This window comes from Rhizobium leguminosarum (genome assembly GCF_001679785.1).
Taxonomy (GTDB): Bacteria; Pseudomonadota; Alphaproteobacteria; order Rhizobiales; family Rhizobiaceae; genus Rhizobium; species Rhizobium leguminosarum_R.
In genome coordinates this window covers 117261-134215 of the sequence record NZ_CP016291.1, presented here as the reverse complement: position 1 = coordinate 134215, position 16955 = coordinate 117261, and the positions used below count along the sequence as shown (strand labels likewise).

At 60.2% G+C, this 16955-nt stretch carries 17 protein-coding genes; 9 read left to right on the top strand and 8 right to left on the bottom strand.

The features are described from left to right. The first annotated feature begins 121 nt into the window (after positions 1 to 121). Genes BA011_RS37690 through BA011_RS37680 form a run of 3 tightly spaced genes read left to right on the top strand, consistent with a single transcriptional unit; the run spans position 122 to position 3374 of the window. Positions 122 to 1609 (top strand): DUF4173 domain-containing protein, encoded by a 1488-nt coding sequence (locus tag BA011_RS37690; protein ID WP_065284570.1) that lies wholly within the window; start codon positions 122 to 124, stop codon positions 1607 to 1609. A gap of 47 nt (positions 1610 to 1656) precedes the next feature. Continuing rightward, positions 1657 to 2361 (top strand): response regulator, encoded by a 705-nt coding sequence (locus BA011_RS37685; RefSeq protein ID WP_065284569.1) that lies wholly within the window; start codon positions 1657 to 1659, stop codon positions 2359 to 2361. Further along, positions 2361 to 3374, top strand: a complete 1014-nt coding sequence (locus BA011_RS37680) for a sensor histidine kinase (protein WP_065284568.1) — start codon at positions 2361 to 2363, stop codon at positions 3372 to 3374. The genes BA011_RS37685 and BA011_RS37680 overlap by 1 nt, the downstream gene beginning before the upstream one ends. Positions 3375 to 3448: 74 nt before the next feature. Here BA011_RS37680 and BA011_RS37675 read toward each other — a convergent pair whose 3' ends face one another. Beyond that, positions 3449 to 4048: a TetR/AcrR family transcriptional regulator gene (locus BA011_RS37675; protein ID WP_065284567.1), complete on the bottom strand. Its 600-nt coding sequence runs from the start codon at positions 4046 to 4048 to the stop codon at positions 3449 to 3451. A 120-nt stretch (positions 4049 to 4168) separates the two neighbouring features. Here BA011_RS37675 and BA011_RS37670 point away from each other — a divergent pair, with 120 nt between their 5' ends. Both BA011_RS37670 and BA011_RS37665 read left to right on the top strand, forming a co-directional pair. Further along, positions 4169 to 4597, top strand: coding sequence for a Tautomerase enzyme (locus BA011_RS37670; RefSeq protein ID WP_065284566.1), 429 nt, complete (start codon positions 4169 to 4171; stop codon positions 4595 to 4597). 94 nt (positions 4598 to 4691) lie between these two features. Further along, the gene (locus BA011_RS37665; RefSeq protein ID WP_065284565.1) at positions 4692 to 5087 is read left to right on the top strand and encodes a VOC family protein; all 396 of its coding nucleotides are present in this window, start codon (positions 4692 to 4694) and stop codon (positions 5085 to 5087) included. An 89-nt stretch (positions 5088 to 5176) separates the two neighbouring features. Here BA011_RS37665 and BA011_RS37660 read toward each other — a convergent pair whose 3' ends face one another. The 7 genes from BA011_RS37660 to otsB form a co-directional block, all read right to left on the bottom strand. Further along, positions 5177 to 5941 carry an SDR family NAD(P)-dependent oxidoreductase gene (locus tag BA011_RS37660; protein ID WP_065284564.1) on the bottom strand — a complete coding sequence of 255 codons (765 nt, stop codon included), beginning with the start codon at positions 5939 to 5941 and terminating at the stop codon, positions 5177 to 5179. 54 nt (positions 5942 to 5995) lie between these two features. Continuing rightward, positions 5996 to 6724 (bottom strand): SDR family oxidoreductase, encoded by a 729-nt coding sequence (locus tag BA011_RS37655; RefSeq protein ID WP_020047785.1) that lies wholly within the window; start codon positions 6722 to 6724, stop codon positions 5996 to 5998. A 25-nt stretch (positions 6725 to 6749) separates the two neighbouring features. After that, a complete protein-coding gene (locus BA011_RS37650; protein ID WP_065284563.1) occupies positions 6750 to 8009 on the bottom strand; it encodes a sugar ABC transporter permease in 1260 nt (419 codons plus the stop codon). After that, positions 8006 to 8827, bottom strand: coding sequence for an ATP-binding cassette domain-containing protein (locus tag BA011_RS37645; protein WP_027667307.1), 822 nt, complete (start codon positions 8825 to 8827; stop codon positions 8006 to 8008). Before BA011_RS37645 ends, BA011_RS37650 begins: the two co-directional genes overlap by 4 nt. Positions 8828 to 8897: 70 nt before the next feature. Further along, complete coding sequence (locus BA011_RS37640; RefSeq protein ID WP_020047782.1) at positions 8898 to 9971, bottom strand: sugar ABC transporter substrate-binding protein; 1074 nt, start codon at positions 9969 to 9971, stop codon at positions 8898 to 8900. Between the two features lie 205 nt (positions 9972 to 10176). Further along, the gene (locus tag BA011_RS37635) at positions 10177 to 11061 is read right to left on the bottom strand and encodes a helix-turn-helix domain-containing protein (protein WP_065284562.1); all 885 of its coding nucleotides are present in this window, start codon (positions 11059 to 11061) and stop codon (positions 10177 to 10179) included. Between the two features lie 198 nt (positions 11062 to 11259). Continuing rightward, on the bottom strand, positions 11260 to 12039 hold the full coding sequence (gene otsB / locus BA011_RS37630) for a trehalose-phosphatase (protein WP_186806640.1): 780 nt from the start codon (positions 12037 to 12039) through the stop codon (positions 11260 to 11262). 124 nt (positions 12040 to 12163) lie between these two features. Here otsB and BA011_RS37625 point away from each other — a divergent pair, with 124 nt between their 5' ends. The 4 genes from BA011_RS37625 to repB all read left to right on the top strand — a co-directional run bounded on the left by BA011_RS37625 (position 12164) and on the right by repB (position 16765). Beyond that, positions 12164 to 13249, top strand: coding sequence for an ROK family protein (locus BA011_RS37625; RefSeq protein WP_065284560.1), 1086 nt, complete (start codon positions 12164 to 12166; stop codon positions 13247 to 13249). Between the two features lie 842 nt (positions 13250 to 14091). Then, positions 14092 to 14268, top strand: a complete 177-nt coding sequence (locus tag BA011_RS44740; RefSeq protein ID WP_017958285.1) for a hypothetical protein — start codon at positions 14092 to 14094, stop codon at positions 14266 to 14268. 293 nt (positions 14269 to 14561) lie between these two features. Beyond that, positions 14562 to 15779, top strand: coding sequence for a plasmid partitioning protein RepA (repA, locus tag BA011_RS37620; protein WP_017958286.1), 1218 nt, complete (start codon positions 14562 to 14564; stop codon positions 15777 to 15779). Beyond that, a complete protein-coding gene (repB, locus tag BA011_RS37615; RefSeq protein WP_065284559.1) occupies positions 15776 to 16765 on the top strand; it encodes a plasmid partitioning protein RepB in 990 nt (329 codons plus the stop codon). The genes repA and repB overlap by 4 nt, the downstream gene beginning before the upstream one ends. Positions 16766 to 16955 lie beyond the last annotated feature (190 nt).

Here is a 16955-nt window from a genome sequence, read left to right as displayed (position 1 = left end):
GCCTCCGCAATGACGGATGGTGGCTGACGGAGGCGAGCTGGCCTCGCGGGGCCGCCTCCGAGGAAACCCCAACAACCATGCTCATCGTGATCGAAAAGCGGCATCTACGAGAGGAGCACTAATGGACACAACCGACACGCTGACAGAAGCAATGCCCATCAGGCGTGGCAGTAGCCGGATTGCCACGCTATTTGCGCTGGTGGCGCTGGCTGATTTTCTGATCTTTGGTCAGATGCCCGGGATAAACCTTTTCCTGTTTGCGCTCGCCGTCTGCGCCGGCATTCTACTTTCGGCCGGGAAGATCCGAGCGCCGTCAATGGCTCTCCTGTTTGGTTTCTCGGCTCTGGCGTCGGCACCTCTGCTGGAGGCGCCCTCATTAACCGGCATCGCCCTTTGCTTCAGCGCGCTGATAGCGGTTGCTCTCGTCGGCGCCAGGCTTATGCCTCGCAGTCTGACCGGTCTGCCGCTGGTGTTTCTCCGTTTCACTCTTGTCATTCCCTTGCGGCTTGCCGACGATATTAGGAAATATCTTAAGACGCCGGCCAAACGTTTCTCCTTCACCGTCGTTTGGCAGGGCGTCGGCCTCTGGATTATGCCGCTCGCTCTCGCCGCAGTCTTCGTGTTCCTCTTTGCGGCTGCAAACCCGCTTATCGAGATCGCGCTGCGCAGTATCCGTTTTGCCGTTCTGCTGCAGTTTCTCGACCTTTGGCGGATCGGCTTCTGGATGATGATCGCTACTGTGGTCTGGGCGATGTTGCGGCCGCGGCTGAAGCGGCGCACTGCGAGGTTGCAAGCCAGCAGGGCGTTCGTCATCGTGCCGACCAGAAATGCACCGTTCGGCCAGGCCTCCCTACTGCGGTCGCTGCTCCTCTTCAACGCGCTCTTTGCCGTGCAGACACTTCTCGATCTCGTCTATCTCTGGGGCGGCGCAGACCTGCCCGATCACATGAGCCATGCCGAATACGCTCATCGCGGCGCCTATCCGCTGATTGCGACGGCGCTTCTGGCCGCCGGTTTTGTTCTCGTCGCCATGCGGCGCGGCGGGCCTGGCGATCAAAATTCGCTGATCCGCGGCCTCGTCCACGCCTGGATCGGTCAGAACATTCTTCTCTGCCTGTCCTCGATGCTGCGGCTTGGGCTTTACGTCGAGGCCTATTCGCTGACGGAACTGCGCGTCGCCGCCGGTCTCTGGATGGGCCTCGTCGCTATCGGCCTTGTCTTGATCCTGCTGCGCATTCTGCTCAACCGATCCAACGAGTGGCTGATCGCCGCGAACCTCGCTTCCCTGATTGCGGTGCTCTACATCAGCGCCTTCATCGATTTCCCTGATGTCATTGCCCGCTTCAATGTCACCCACAGCCAGGAAATCAGCCAACAAGGCCCGCCGCTCGACCTCGATTATCTCTCCTCGCTCGGTCCCTCCGTCATTCCGGCGCTCGATCTCTACCTCCTCAAGCTGCCGGATCACCTGATCGACCAGAGGAGCCAAGCTGCGACAGTTCGGTACTACCTCGCCAGGAATTTTGAGATGCGCCGGCGGGACTGGCGGAACTGGACCTTCCGGGCGGCGCGGCTGGAGAGTTATCTTCTGGCTCCCATTGCAAGATAGAACGAGAACGATAACAACAGGCACGACAAACCAATGCAGGACTGGTGATGGCGCCCCGCATTCTCGTCATCGATGACGAACCTCATATCCGCGACGTGATTTGCTTCGCCCTTGAGCGCGCCGGCCTGGCATCGATGGCCGCCCGCAACGGCACCGAGGCGATGACGGCCTTCCGCCGCGGCAACATCGATCTCATCATCCTCGATATCGGCATGCCCGACATGGACGGCCTGGAAGTCTGCCGCCAGATCCGCAAGACGTCGGGATTGCCGATCCTGTTTCTTTCGGCGCGTGACGAGGAGATCGACAGGGTACTGGGTCTCGAAATCGGCGGAGACGATTATGTTACCAAGCCGTTCAGCCCGCGCGAACTCATCGCGCGGGTCAAGGCGATTTTGAAGCGCAGCAGCAATGAAGCGGGGCCTGACAGACGCCACGCCACCCTTGTCGCCGGTGAACTCAGCCTGGATCGGCGTGGCAGGACGGTCATGTTTGGCGAGAGCACCATCGCAATGACAGCGCTCGAATTCGCAATCCTGGACGCATTATTGGCACGCCCCGATATGGTCTTCAGCCGCGAACAGCTGATGGAGGCGGCCTATGGCGCCGGAACCTATGTCGCTGACCGGACGATCGACAGCCATATCCGCAACATCAGGGCCAAGTTCCTGGCGGTCGGCGGTTCCGCGATCATTGCAACCGTTCACGGCATCGGCTTCAAACTCGGCATCGAAAGCGGGAGGAAGGCCTGATGCCGGCACCGAAAGTCAGGACGAAATGGCGGCCGACGCTGGCGCTGATCGTCTATGTGGTGCTTCTCGCTGTCATGGCGCTGCCGATCCTGATCGTCATCTGGTTTCGTGCCGTGGAGGCGAGTTCGAACCGGATGGCACCGGCGGAGATCGGCGCCCTCGTCGTCGCCTTCATGCTGACGCTCGGCGTTGCGTATGTGCTGACGCGCACCATCACCGGGCCTATCGACGCTTTGATCGCCCGGACGGAAGAGATCGCCCGCGGCGGCAAGGGAGCAATCCAGCCGCTTGAAAGCTATGGAACGCGCGAGATCGCCGTCCTGTCGCAAAGCTTCCTCGATCTCGCCGGAAAACTGGTCGATCGCACCGAATATGTTCGCTCCTTCGCCGCCCATGTCTCCCACGAACTGAAATCGCCGCTGACGGCCATCCGCGGTGCGGCAGAGCTTTTGCGCGATGACGATGCCGAAAGACCGATGACGAAGGCGCAGCGTTTGCACTTTCTCGACAACATCATCGCCGATGCCGTCCGGCTCGATGCATTGTTGCAGCGGCTGAGGGAACTTGCGCAGGCGGAAACGCCTGTCGCCGAGGGCAGAAGCAGCGTCACGGACATCATATCCTCACTGCGCGGGCGATTTCCCGCTCTCAATATTTCCGGCGCCGGCGATACGGAAATATCGGTTGCTCTTCCCCAGGAGGCAGCCGGCATCGTCTTTGCCAATCTTGCCGAAAACGCTCTTCAGCACGGTGCCACGCTGTTGGAACTCAGAATATCGGCCGATGCCCGAACAGCCGTCATTCTTGTCCGTGACGACGGCAGCGGTATTTCCGAGGCAAATCGCCAACGCATCTTTCAGCCGTTCTTCTCGACCCGCCGCGAGCAGGGCGGTACCGGCATGGGCCTCGGTATCGTCCGCGCCATGCTGAGTTCCCATGGCGGTACGATCCGCCTGCTGCAGACGACCGGCGCCGGCACCGAGTTCGAAATCACCATCCCGGGACCGAGCTGACGTTCCAGAGACTGATCGGGACATTGCGCGGAAAAGCGATCCCCTGAGCACGGGAATGTCGTCAAGCGACTGGATCAGTTTCCCGGCTCTATCGTCGTCACTGCCGCCTGCGCGATGACATCTGCAATGCGTTTGGACAGCGCCGGGTCTGAAGCAGCGCGGGCGAGGGTCACACCGCCACTGAGCATGGCGAGCAGCAAGATCGCCTGATCTTCCCGGCGCCTTTTGGATTGACCCGGTATCTCACTCTCAGGCAAGCCGACCGCAACTTCCTCGATGAGACGTTTGAGTTCTGCCGTATAGGCGCTTCGTGTTTCATCGTCTGCTCGCATGACGTCGGGGGAAAGGCTCGGCAGAGCGCAGCTCTCGCCCAGATCGCAGGTTCTTTTATAGCCGAGATAGTAGCCGACGAATGTCGTCAGCCAGTCTTTTGGTTGACTGGCCCTTAGCGCCGCAATTCCTTGCCGCAGCTCTTCGAGGCCCGTCAGCACGGCGGTGCGAAAGGCTTCGCCCTTGGACTTGAAATGTCCGTAGAAAGCACCGTTGGTCACGCCTGCCGCCTTGGTCAAGGCATCGATGCCCGCACCGCCATAGCCTTCCTTTCTGAAAACCTGTCCAGCCGCGGCAATGACGCGCGTTCGGGTCTCCTGCTTATGTTCGGCACTGTATCGCATATATGTCCCTTTTGAGAGTGATCACTCTTTATGTCTTGCTAGGAGAGTGATCGATGTGTATGCATAAAGAGTGACCGGTATATATCAAAAACGGTCACGGTTCAAACAAGGAGACATGCGATGCCCATCACGCTCACCATACCCGAAGGCCTGCTCTCACAGGAGGCCCAGGCGCAGGCCTTTGCCGGATTGACAGACGCGTTGCTCGATGCCGCCGGCTTGACCGGCAATGGCTTCATGACAGCCAATATTATCGGCACGATCAACGTGCTGCCGCGGGAGCATGTACTTGCGGCGGGAGAGCCGATCGCTGCAGCCTTCGTTGAGCTCAAGCTGCCCGAGATAGCGCTGGTGAGCGCTGAAGCAAAACGGTCCTTCTTCGAAAAAGCAGCCGATGTCATCGAACAGGCCGCCGAAGGCCGGCTCAAGCGCGAGCATATATGGTCGAACATCGTCTACGCGCCTGAAGGGGCCTGGGGTATCGCCGGCCGCAGCTATGACAATGCCGATCTCGTCGGCGCCATCCAGGGTGCGGTTGCCGCCTCGTAACGATCGCGGTGGACGCTCGGAAATCTCAGACTTGATGCAATGCCGGGCCGGCGATACCAGGCGTCGCGGTCCGGCGCCTTGACGGAGCCAGACCATGCAGCTTGCCAACTATCTGTTCTTTTCCACCGGTTGCGAAGAGGCGCTCGCCTTCTATGCCGAATGCGGGCTTGGCCGGGTCACGCAATTGGAGAGCCACGGCGCAGACGGGATGCCCGTTGCCAGCGAAGCCATGCGGGGCATGGTGATGCACGCTCGTTTCGAAGGACCTGGTATTCTGTTCTTCGCCTCGGACAATCACGATGCCGAGCCGATGCGAGGTTCCGCCCATATGCTGATCATGGACGACCGAGACAGTACCGCCAGCCTCTTCGCACGGCTGGCCGAGGGCGGCAAGATTACGACACCGCTCGCCGTCCAGCCATGGGGAAGCTATTATGGTAAGCTCACTGATCGCTTTGGAGTCCAGTGGATGCTTGATTGCCTGGCGTGAGCATGTGCTGTCCATATGACGGCAGGAGAGAAACTCGCCGCCGACCAAGCTATTGCGTGCCACCCCTCCCCAACTCCAGTGCTCGCGTCTCACCGCGTCGTATAACCGCCGTCGATAACCAGCACTTCGCCGGTGACATAACTTGCCGCCGCCGAGCAGAGGAACAATGCGGCACCCGCCACCTCCTCCGGCTGCCCGACGCGTCCCATCGGGGTCATGCTGCGCCAGGTCGGGAACCAGTCGGGATTGTCGATGCCGCCGCGCGACAGATCGGTCTCGATGTAGCCGGGGGCGATGGCGTTGACGCGGATATTCTCGGCGGCAACTTCGCTGGCGAGGCTTTTCGTCATCATGTGGACCGCCGCCTTGGAGGTATTATAGGCGACCTGGTTTTGGGGAATGTTGGACACGATGCCCGATATCGAGCCGATATTGAGGATGACGCCGCCGCCCTGGCGGCGCATCGGTGCGAGTGCGGCGCGGCAGGCGCGAAAGACGGCGTCGACATTGACGGTCATGATCTCGCGCCAGATGGCATCGGAAAACTCGCCGCTGTCGCCATGAATGGCGATGCCGGCATTGTTGACGAGGATGTCGAGTCGTCCCGCCCGTGAGAGGGTCTCAGTGACGAGTTCGTCGGCAGCGCTTCCCTCCATCAGGTCGGCGACGATGAAATCGCAATCGACGCCGGCCCTGAAGAGCCGGTCTTCCGATGCTGCATTGCGGGTTCGGCCCGTGATGATGATCTTGGCGCCCGCCTCGCCGAGCGCCTCGGCGATCGCAAGCCCGATGCCGCGCGTGCCGCCGGTGACCAGTGCCACCTGTCCGTTCAGGCGAAATCTGTCGAAGATCATGGCCGTTTCCTCTTGAGTGGGGTTTCGCGAGTGTTGAAGGCGGATGCACCTTCGTCAGATGTCGGCGCTTTGCGGCAGGATGACGAGATCGCGAATGGTGATGTTGCGTGGACGCGTCAGCATGAAGAGCACCGCTTCGGCCACTTCGTTCGCCTCCATCAGGCCACCCGCGGCGAGCGCCTCGTCCAACTTCTCCTGCGGCCAATCGCTGAGGAGGGCCGTGACCACGGGGCCTGGAGCGACGGCGCCGACGCGCAAGCCATGCTTGGCCACCTGCCGCCTCAGCGTGTGGACGAATGCCTGGACCGCGTGTTTCGAGGCCGTGTAAATCGGCTCCCAGACGACGGGGATCATGCCGGCGACGGAACTCGTCAGGATGATATCCCCGGTCTTGCGCTCGACCATATGCGGCAAAACGGCATGCACCGAACGGAAGGCGGCGTTGATGTTCAGGTTGAGCATCCGGTCCCAGGCATCCGGGTCGCCGCCCAGCACCTCGCCGCCGATATAGGAGCCGGCATTGGCGTGGAAGATGTCCAGCTGGCCGGCTTTCTCCAGAATCTCAGGCATCATCCGTTCGACGCTTTTCGGATCGGTGAGATCGATGACCAAGGGAATGGCGTTGGCGTCGAGTTTCGAGCAGATTTCCTTCAAGGCGTCTTCATTTCGGTCGACCAGCACGACCCGAGCGCCCGCGGCAAGCATGGTCTTGGCGCATTCAAGGCCGATACCCGACGCCGCTCCGGTGACAGCCGCGACTTTTCCAGACAGATCCTGTCCCATTTTCTTCCTCTGCTTTCTGGTTGCTTTAGGCTCGGCCGTGCGAAATTCGCGATCGGCGTGCCAGCGAGTCGACGATGACGGCGACGGCAAGGACAGCGCCGGTGATCATGTATCGAAGCGATGACGACAGATCGAGAAGCGTCAGCCCACTGGCGATCGACTGGATGACGATGATGCCGAGAAGGGCTGAGTAGGCGCTGCCGCGCCCGCCGAACAGGCTCGTGCCGCCGATGACTGCTGCGGCGATGGCGTTGAGATTGACGTCGCCCGTGCCGGCCTGTTGACTTGCCGTCGCCAGCCGCGCGGCGGAGAGAACGCCGCCGGTGGCAGCAAGCAGGGCGCACATGACGAAGGCGCTCGTGTAGATGCGCGAGACGTTGATGCCGGAACGACGGGCAGCCTCCCTGTTGCCGCCGACGGCATGCATCGAGCGTCCCCATTTCGTGCGCGTCAGCGCATAGTTCATGGCGGCGACGAGCCCGACGAAAAGACCGAACATCCAGGGAATGCCGCGCGACTGGTTGAGATAGAATGCGACTGCTTCCAGGGCGACGGTGATGATGACAGCGCGGACAAGCAGTCCGCCGGCCGATTTCGCCGACAGGCCGGCCGCCCGCCGGCGCGCCGAGGTGCGGTAGCTGGAGAAGAAAAAGGCAATGCCGGCAAGGGCCACCAGCAGATAGGCGACCGGGTCCGGCATGACCATGATCTGGCCGAAACTCACGAGCCAGGAACCATAGGGAAGATTGATCGAACCGGTTGCTCCGAGGATATAGAGCTGCAGGCCGAGAACCGCGAGCAGCCCCGACAGCGTCGACACGAAGCTCGGCATGCCGAAGCGGTTGAAGAGAAACGCGTAGAGCGAGCCGATCAGGGCGCCGGCAATCATGGCGGCGAGGATCGCCAAAACCACCGGCCAGCCCTGGTTGACCCAGAAGACGCCGACCAGTGCCGAGGCGAAGCCGCTGACGGAGCCGACGGAAAGGTCGATCTCACCCACCATCAGGATGCAGACGATACCCAGCGAGATGACGCCGACGGTCGAGCAGTCGAACAGCATGTTGACAAGGTTGCTGCTCGAGAGAAACACCGGATTGAGCGCCTGGAACACCGTCCAGATGATCGCCAGGCCGACAATGACCGGCAGCGAACCGAGATCGCCGGAGCGGATGCGATCCCCAAAGGCGCGGATCGAGCCGGCAAGGCTATCGTCGTGGTGCACTCTTTCGTCACGTCGGTCGAGGAGCGCAGGTGTTGCCGGTTCATTCTGGATGGTCTTCATCATGGCCTGCCCTCCTCGTTTTGTTGGCTTTGCGCCTTGCGGCGCATCGCGCGGCGGGAGACGGAATTGTTGGATGCGCCGGTGATGGCGCTGACGAGCTGTTCGTTGGATGCGTCGGGCGGCATGGTGCCGTTGTTGCGTCCGAGCCGAAGGACGACAATACGGTCGGCGACGGCGCGAACATCCTCCATATTGTGGCTGATCATGATGACGGCGAGGCCGCGTTCCCGCACGCGCTCGATGAGGTCAAGCACTTCAGCGGTCTGGGCGACGCCGAGCGCTGCTGTGGGTTCGTCGAGCATGATCAGTTTCGGCTGGAGCAACAGCGATCGGGCGATTGCTACCGTCTGGCGCTGTCCGCCGGAGAGCGAGGCGACGGGTTCGCGCACGCTCGGAAGGCGGGCCGAAAGCTCGTTCAAGAGCTTCCAGGCGGCGATCTCCATCTTGACTTCATCGAGCTGATAGGGGCTGAGCTCCTTGCCGAGAAAGATATTGGCGACGACGTCCAGATTTTCGCAAAGCGCCAAATCCTGGAAGACGGTTGCGATGCCGAGGTCGAGAGCGGCGCTCGGGCTCGACAGGTTGACCGGTTTGTCTTCGAAGAAGATCGTGCCCGAGCTTGGCTGGTGCACGCCGGCCAGGATCTTGACAAGCGTCGATTTGCCGGCGCCGTTGTCGCCCACGAGCGCCACGACCTCGCCGGCATACACATCGAGTTCGATATCGGTGAGCGCCGACACTGCTCCAAAGTTCTTCGATATTCCACGCAGACTGAGGACAGGCTGACGGGAAGGGTCAGGAGTATGAGAGGTTTCAGACATCGCCTGGCCTTTCGAAAAAGCGAAAATCGGAAGCGCGACCGGTGGCCGGCCGCGCTTTCCCTTGGCTCGATTACTTGGTGATGCCGAGTTTCTTGCAGCCGTCGGCATAGCGGCCGGTGCACAGCTCCTCGGCGGTGTTGATCTTCTTGTCGATGATCTCGGCCTTGAGGTTTTCGGCGGTAACGACAGCCGGTACGAAGAGCTGTGCGGGCGTGTCGTAGAGCGTCATTTCGGCCTTGATCGTTTCTCCGGCCAGGAGCTTCACGGCGACGTTGGCAGCGGCAGCGGCGACGATTTCACTCGGCTTGGAAATCGTATTGTACTGATCCCCTGCTATGATCAGCTGCAGCGCAGCGATCGTCGCATCATTGCCGGTGACCGGCGGCACCGGATCCACACCCGCCGCCTTGAAAGCTGCGATGGCGCCGCCGCCGGTGCCGTCATTGGCAGCGACCACGCCGACGATCTGTTTGCCGAAGCGGGTGATCTGCCCGCCCGCCCATTGCTGGGCGTTCGCGGGCTGCCAGTTGGGCGTGTCGAATTCGGCAAGGGTCTTGTATCCGCCGCTCGCCAGACCCTCATGAATGCCGTCCTTGATCAGCCCGGCAGCCGCATCGGTCGGTGAACCGTTGATCTGCAGAATGCCGCCGCCTTCGGTCGGCACCTTCTGTGCCTTCAGATGCTGGACGAGCGATTCCGCGATCGCCTTGCCGATCGCCTTGTTGTCGAAGGAGACGTAGAAATCGGCCTTCCCCTTCGGGATCGGACGGTCATAGGCAATGACCTTGACGCCCTGGCTCTGTGCGAGCTGGACGAGCGATGCGGCGGCCGCCGAATCCACAGGGTCCAGCACGATGACCTTGGCGCCTTGCGTGATGGCCGAATTGAACTGTTGCTGCTGTTTTGCGATATCGGCATCGGCGTTCTGATAGAGAACCTTGCACGACGCGCAAAGTTTCTTCATTTCCGCGACGAAGCCCGGGTGGTCGTGCTCCTCGTAGCGGGTCGAGCCCTGGTCGGGCATGAGGAATGCCACTGTCGCATCCGAAACGGCGGTTTGCGCAAAGGCGGAAGTACCGCCGAGCAAGGACAGGACAAATACCGCGGCGCCTGCCGCCTGTGTTGAGAATTTCATCATTTCCATCTCCTCCCATTGAAAAAATTGTGTAGTGATCGCACTGTTCTGCTGTGGCCGTTCGGCTGAAGGAACGGTCGCGCCTGTCCCGGCGGTTTGACGTTTTTGAGGACAAGCATCTCCGATCACAAGCCGCTCATCGCGTGCCCGCGTTCAAGTCAGTGTCAGTTTTCGTTCCTCCTCCTCGTCCCATGGACGTGCTCGTTCGGCTCCTCTAGGCCGCCTTTGCCACGTTGATATTGTCACCCAACAACCGTCGGAAACGGGAAGGCGTCATGCCTTTTTCCGCGAGAAACTGCCGGTTGAAGTTAGACAGATTGTTGAAGCCGACCTCGAAGCAGATATCGATGATCGATGCGTGGTCATCGCTCATCAGTATCTGGCAGGCCAGGTTGATGCGCAGGCGTTTGACATATTGCACCAGCGACATGCCGGTATGGCGGCGAAAGCCGCGCGAAAAGGCGCCTGTCGATTGTCCAGCAATCGCTGCGAGATCGGCTTCGTCGAAGGATTTGGTCAGGTGTTCCCCGATATAGGCGAGCGCTTTGTTGATGCCAGCCGACATGTAACCGGAGGGATCGGGCAGATAGCTCGGGCTGGCGAGAAGCTGCGCATCTTGCGCCCGGCTGAGCAGGCCGACGATCATCATGAAAAGCTCGATACGGCGCACACCCTGCGCCTGCTGCACCTCGTTCATCAAAGGTGCGACCTGCCGGCTGGTCTCGGCGCCGAAAAGCACGCCGCGACGGGAGGCTTCGAGAACAGGTTCGAAGGGGCCGAGTTCGGCCAGCACCTTCATCGTGTCGATGATGAAATTCTCGCTGAACTGGATGAGCTGGCATCGAAGCGGGATGCTCGATCCCGTCGGGACATCGCTGATCCAGTTATGTGGAAGATTAGGCCCGGCAAGCAGAAGATTACCAGGCTCGAACTCGCCGATGAAGTCGCCGACGAAATACCGTCCTGTTGTCGCCACGACGAGATGAAGTTCGTATTCCGGGTGAAAATGCCAACGAACCGTATGGTAGGGATAGCCATGCGCCTTCGTTGCGAAAGATTCGCCCGGGCGGATCTGAATGACTTCCAAGTCAGGTTCCATTGTTTCCTCCTCCGAGGACGGTTCCAAGCCGCCCGCCAAATTCCCTTTTTGGCTTTATTGTTAAGGGGAGTGTAATGGGCTCGTGTCACGCCCGCCACCACGATTCCCGGCTCAAACCGATACTTTTTTGACAATTAATGCCGCGGAGCCGGCGTAAAGACGACAGCAATCCGCGTGCACATCGTCCACCAGCGTACCTCAGGCGGCCAAGGCAGCAATGACATTTCGGACCAGCGCAGAAGAGGACAGCCGGCTCGTGGCGCAGCTCGGGGCGCCGATCGCACCGACACGCACCGAAACGCCGCCACGCGCATTGGCGACCGCAAACATCGACTCGTCGGTCAGATCATCGCCGATGGTAATCGGGGAGCGGTTCTTGAACGGGTCGGACTGGAAAAACCGCTCGAGCGCATCGCCCTTGCTCGACCGTGCCGGACGCAGCTCGAATACCATCTTGCCGAGCTGCAATGCCCAATTCGGCCCGGCGAGCTCCGCATAGTAGTGCATGCGGTCTTCGAGCACCTTTTCATATTCGGGCGCGAGCCGGTAATGGGCGGCAACGGCCGCACCTTTATCCTCGATCAAGACTCCAGGATAGTGCTCGGCTTCCGCGGTTAGCGCATGCTTCAGCGCCTGAAATTCAGGTGTCGCCTCGATCGTCTGCATTCCAGCGGCGTTCCTGATTTCCGCGCCGTGCAGGCCTGCTGTCGGAAATGCAAAGGGCTTGAACAGCTCGTCTGCATAGGCAAGCGATCGTCCTGTGACCAGCGCCAGGGCACCGCCAAGCTTGTTCGACAGGCGATGAAGTTGTCCGGGAAGCGCCTCTGGGACCTCGATCGCATCCGGCGTGGGCGCAAGATTGAGCAGCGTCCCGTCGATATCGAGAAACATCGCCCAGTGATCCGGCTCTTCCAAGACCAGTGAAAGCATTTCCTGAGTAGCGTCGTCGTCCTGCACGGCATTCTCCAAATTCTGCAATCATTGAAGCTAGGTCGCCAGCCGGCGAGGGCAAGGTGATTTTTTAGACTCCGGAACATCCAGAGACGCGTCCGCGTTGTAACTCGCCGCCCGTTCGAGCACTCGCGCCGTAGAAGGTACATTGATGGCCAAAAGCAGTTCCGATCCTCGTGATGAGGTCAATGCCCCGCTGGCACATGGCGCGTTAAACCTGCCATTGGTGACGATCGACGACTACAACAACGAACTGCGTGACAAGGATGGTTTCGTTGGCGACAACGCAAACAAAAAGACGTTCCAACAGAAGCTCGACGATTGGAGAAAACGCATCCGCAAGGTCGGAGACGACCCGATCGGCAAGACCGCGACGGAGAAACTCTCCAAGAAAAAAATCGACGCTATTTTGAAGGGCGATGATTTGGCGGCGGCGGCGTTGGTCATGGGGGCAGTGGAGGATTTTGCGCAAGACTTTGCCGATGTGATAGGCAAGTTTCTGAAGGACAAACGCTGGGGAAAGACAGAGCGCATCGTCGTTGGCGGCGGCTTCCGTCGGAGCCACTTTGGCGAACTGACGATCGCCAGGACGATGGTTATTCTCAAGGCGGCCGGCATCGACGTCGAGGTCGTGCCGATCATTCACCACCCCGATGAGGCCGGATTGATCGGTGCGGTCCACCTGATGCCGCGCTGGATGTTCAAAGGTCACGAGGCGATCCTCGCCGTCGATATCGGCGGTACGAACGTTCGCGCCGGCGTCGTTCAATTCGGAAAGGACGACGTGCCGAATTTTGCGGATGCAAGCGTCTGGGAATCCGCCATCTGGCGTCATGCCGACGATGAGCCAAGCCGCACCGCCACCATCGAGAAGTTGGTTGCAATGTTACGGGATCTGATCGGCAAGGCCGAGAAGGCCAATCTCAAGCCGGCGCCGATCATCGGGATCGCATGCCCCGGCATCATCAAAGCCGATGGCTCCATCGAACGTGGCGGACAGAACCTGCCGGCCGGAAACTGGGAGAGTGATAGCTTCAACCTTCCGGCCGCACTGATGAAGGCCATTCCTGAGATCGGTGACGACAGCACATTCGTGATGATGCACAACGATGCCGTTGTGCAGGGATTGTCGCAGATCCCTTTTATGAACGACGTGTCGAGATGGGCGGTGCTGACCATCGGCACGGGGTTGGGCAACGCGCATTTTACCAATCGCGAGGGATCCAAGGCGCGATAGTGGAATAACTGGCCTCGTGCGGTGCCGGCTCACAAGGAAGGCGGGATCGACCGTCGCCGTGGGGCATTATGGTAAATAGCAGGTAAACAAGAAGGAATTCCGTAGACGGAAGCGAACTCGCCAATAAGTTCCGCTAGGAGGGATGGCCGCTTTGCGAAACATGGAGGTGAGATCTGGTCGACCGGGCTGGCAACAACGTCTGCGATACCAACGCACGATCGTTACTAGCACTGTCGATGATACCCGCCGAAACTTGATTCGCCTACCATGCGCTGTTGTGATCTTCGCGGATGATGACCGCCGCGGGATGTCGGCAACCCTATTCGCGTTCAACTGCGGCATGTGATTGCAATGGTGTCATCTACCGGCCTGGCCGGTAATCGGATCTCCGGATAGACAAACTCCCACCCCTTTAACGCCAGTTGCCCCCAGTATTCAGCCGACTTAGATCGGCGAGAAAATTCAGGTTAGACGTCCCCTTCCCCGATAGCGCGCAGCAGCGGCGCTCGCCCGTCGTAAGACCCGCAGCCGGCACTTCGCAATTCTGGCGATGCCGCATGATCCGAGGCAGCGCCGGTTCGCCGGTGCCGGCAGAGATGCAGCCTTCCGCGTGTCGGGCCCTTGCCTGCAAGGCCCTCCTCGGTCTCGGCGCGCAGAAGCGAACCGGGATGTCTAGCGTCGCGGCCGCTTCGGGGCAGCGCTTGGAAGACGGAGGCCTCCCCTCCCCTATCCTGCCTCGCGTTGGAAAAGATGGTGATAACGCCGCCGGGCCGTTCTCTGCGGGTTCAAATTGCGCTTATCTCTGCGCTTCACGCAAGCCATGCGCAGACGAAAGATGGATCATGAACTTCAAGGGAATAAGCGCTCCGCTCAATGCTGGTCGTCTGGAACAAATGCTCGGCGTTGCTCCGTCACGCCGCGATCCCGAAGCCCAGGACGCAAATGACAAGCCTTCCGGCAATGAACCCGTCCGTGGGCTGGAAACAGAAAATCTATATCGTTCGTCCGCCTACAAATGAGAAATGGGATTGCCTGATCGGTTGGCGCGAGGCAGCGGAAGGTGCTCTTCGATGAGCCGACAACGATGCTGAGTCGCATCGAAAATGTGCTGCGATCCTTTAAGACTGGCTGTGATGGATGCGGACACGGCCGCCATTGTCAGCTGACAATTGAGCTAAGATTCCGGAATTCCATATGATTTTTTCGTCGAATCCAGTTTGTTATCCATTGGCTAACCAAGAAATCGCTTGACGGAATCGGCAGACTCACGATCATTTGCGCAAAATGACCCGATTTATCAGGATTTGCGTGAATGCCGACCAAGGCCGCGATTGTTGAGAAAGCCAAGAGAGCGAGTCGAGTCTCGATCGACGAGACGATCGCGCAGGACTCGACGATGCTCAGCAGCCAATTGCAGGTGCTGTTCGAGCGGTTGTTTTCGCCCGACGCCCGCAAATCGCTACGGCGGTTCAGCAGCACCGAGACTGCCAAGCTGCTCGGCGTTACCGACAGCTATGTTCGCCACCTCGCCGCCCAGGTGGAAAGCATCAATCCCGAAAAGACGGCGGCCGGTCGACGGGTGTTCTCGCTTGAGGAAATTCATGCGATGCGCCACCATCTCGGGCGCACCAAACCCTCCTATCTGCCGATGCGCCGGCCGGGCGACCATCTCCAGGTTATCGCCGTCACCAATTTTAAAGGTGGCTCCGGCAAGACGACGACATCCATCCACCTGGCGCAGTTCCTGGCTCTTCGCGGCTACCGCGTGCTCGCCGTCGATCTCGATCCGCAGGCATCGATGTCGGCGATGCTCGGATATCAGCCCGAATTCGACGTCGGCGAAAACGAGACGCTTTACGGTGCCATCAAATATGACGAAACGCGCCGCGACGTAGCCGACATCGTCCGCCAGACCTATTTTCCGGGGCTCGATCTCATTCCCGGCAATCTCGAACTGCACGAGTTCGAGCACGATACTCCAAAGGCGCTTGCCGACACCAACCGCGACGACAAGGACATGTTCTTCATGCGGGTCGGCAATGCGCTGCATTCGCTGGAGCAGAGCTACGATGTCGTCATCATCGATTGCCCGCCGACCCTCGGCTTCCTGACACTGTCTGCTCTCTGCGCTGCCACCTCCGTCCTCATCACCGTCCATCCGCAGATGCTCGACGTGGCGTCGATGAACCAGTTCCTGACGATGACCTCCGACCTTCTGGCCGTGGTCAAGCAGGCAGGCGGCAATCTCGATTATGATTGGATGCGCTATCTGATCACCCGCTATGAGGCCAATGATGGACCGCAGGCGCAGATCGTCGCCTTCCTGCGCAGTCTGTTCGGCGAGCGCGTGCTGACCTCGATGATGGTCAAGTCGACAGCGGTCTCGGATGCGGGCCTGTCCAAGCAGACAATCTACGAGGCGGGACGCGAGACGATGCATCGCCAGACCTATGACCGCGGGGTGGAATCCGTCGACAGCGTCAATGCCGAGGTCGAGCAACTCATTCGCAGCGCATGGAGCAGGACATGAGCCCAAAAGGACGCGACATCCTGAAGAGCATGGTCGGCGCCGTCGAGCCGACGCGGCCGGAAGTACCGAGTGTGCAACAGCCGCATCGGCCATCTGGAGCGGTCAAGGCGATGAACCTGTCGCTTGGACGGCTGGGAGAGGAAGCAGCCGCCGCCAAGGCGTTGCGCGAATCGCTGGCCTCCGGCGACAAGGTGCTGGAGATCGATCCGGCTGCCGTCGAAATGTCCTTCATCCGCGACCGTATTCCGGTCGACAAGGATGCCGAGTTCGAGCGATTGAAGCAGTCTATCCAGGAAAGCGGACAGCAGGTTCCGATCCTGGTGCGGCCGGACCCGGCAAGGACCGGGCACTACCAGGCCGCCTATGGGCACAGGCGCCTGCGGGCGGCAGCAGAGATCGGGGTTCGAGTTAAGGCCGTCGTACGAAAGCTCACGGATGAAGAGCTGATCCTTGCACAGGGTCAGGAAAATGGCCCCCGTGTCGACTTGAGTTTTATCGAGCGGGCACTGTTTGCGCGCCGCATGGATGAACATGGCTTCGGCCGCGACATGATTGCCAAGGCGCTGGCGACAGACAAGCCGGAAACGTCAAGGCTCCTGCAGGTGGCTCAGACGATCGACCCCGAGCTCATTCTCGCCATCGGGCCGGCCCCCAAGGTCGGCCGTCCACGCTGGTTGGCGTTTGCCGAGAAATTCAGGGAAACGGGCGGACAGAAAAAGGCGCGGGCCGCAATCAGTGCCGCCGGTTTTGACGCGTTGGAGACCAACAGCCGCTTCGACGTCATCTGGAAGGCACTGGAGGAGAAGAGCGCACCGCAGCGGGCCGAGCAGACGCTTCGGACCCAAGGGGGCGCGCCGCTTGCTTTGGTGGCCCGCTCCGGCAAAACCTTTCGTATTACCGTCAAGTCGGCGGCGTTTTCGGAATTCCTGGCTCAGCGGTTGATAGGCCTCGCCGTCGAGTTCGAAGAGGAAAATCAGGGGAAATGAGGCAGTTAGACCGGTTGTCAGCTGACAATCCGGATAAGGAGATAACGCGCAAAAGAAAAAAGCCCCCGAACGTCACCGTCACGGAAGCTTTCCTCGTAGTCTTGAACACCTCCGAGAATCGCACTTCCGAGAATCGCTGTCAAGAGTTTTTGGCGCCGTTTTGGTGAGTGGATTTCTTTTGCCTCGTTGA

Excerpts from the sequence above, each read along its gene's own strand:
- BA011_RS37640 (WP_020047782.1), bottom strand. The coding sequence starts at position 9,971 with ATGGAAATGATGAAATTCTCAACACAGGCGGCAGGCGCCGCGGTATTT.
- BA011_RS37660 (WP_065284564.1), bottom strand. The coding sequence starts at position 5,941 with ATGATCTTCGACAGATTTCGCCTGAACGGACAGGTGGCACTGGTCACC.
- BA011_RS37650 (WP_065284563.1), bottom strand. The coding sequence starts at position 8,009 with ATGATGAAGACCATCCAGAATGAACCGGCAACACCTGCGCTCCTCGAC.
- BA011_RS37675 (WP_065284567.1), bottom strand. The coding sequence starts at position 4,048 with ATGCGATACAGTGCCGAACATAAGCAGGAGACCCGAACGCGCGTCATT.
- BA011_RS37655 (WP_020047785.1), bottom strand. The coding sequence starts at position 6,724 with ATGGGACAGGATCTGTCTGGAAAAGTCGCGGCTGTCACCGGAGCGGCG.
- BA011_RS37645 (WP_027667307.1), bottom strand. The coding sequence starts at position 8,827 with ATGTCTGAAACCTCTCATACTCCTGACCCTTCCCGTCAGCCTGTCCTC.
- BA011_RS37690 (WP_065284570.1), top strand. The coding sequence starts at position 122 with ATGGACACAACCGACACGCTGACAGAAGCAATGCCCATCAGGCGTGGC.
- BA011_RS37665 (WP_065284565.1), top strand. The coding sequence starts at position 4,692 with ATGCAGCTTGCCAACTATCTGTTCTTTTCCACCGGTTGCGAAGAGGCG.
- BA011_RS44740 (WP_017958285.1), top strand. The coding sequence starts at position 14,092 with ATGAACTTCAAGGGAATAAGCGCTCCGCTCAATGCTGGTCGTCTGGAA.
- BA011_RS37670 (WP_065284566.1), top strand. The coding sequence starts at position 4,169 with ATGCCCATCACGCTCACCATACCCGAAGGCCTGCTCTCACAGGAGGCC.
- BA011_RS37680 (WP_065284568.1), top strand. The coding sequence starts at position 2,361 with ATGCCGGCACCGAAAGTCAGGACGAAATGGCGGCCGACGCTGGCGCTG.
- repA (WP_017958286.1), top strand. The coding sequence starts at position 14,562 with ATGCCGACCAAGGCCGCGATTGTTGAGAAAGCCAAGAGAGCGAGTCGA.
- repB (WP_065284559.1), top strand. The coding sequence starts at position 15,776 with ATGAGCCCAAAAGGACGCGACATCCTGAAGAGCATGGTCGGCGCCGTC.
- BA011_RS37625 (WP_065284560.1), top strand. The coding sequence starts at position 12,164 with ATGGCCAAAAGCAGTTCCGATCCTCGTGATGAGGTCAATGCCCCGCTG.
- BA011_RS37685 (WP_065284569.1), top strand. The coding sequence starts at position 1,657 with ATGGCGCCCCGCATTCTCGTCATCGATGACGAACCTCATATCCGCGAC.
- BA011_RS37635 (WP_065284562.1), bottom strand. The coding sequence starts at position 11,061 with ATGGAACCTGACTTGGAAGTCATTCAGATCCGCCCGGGCGAATCTTTC.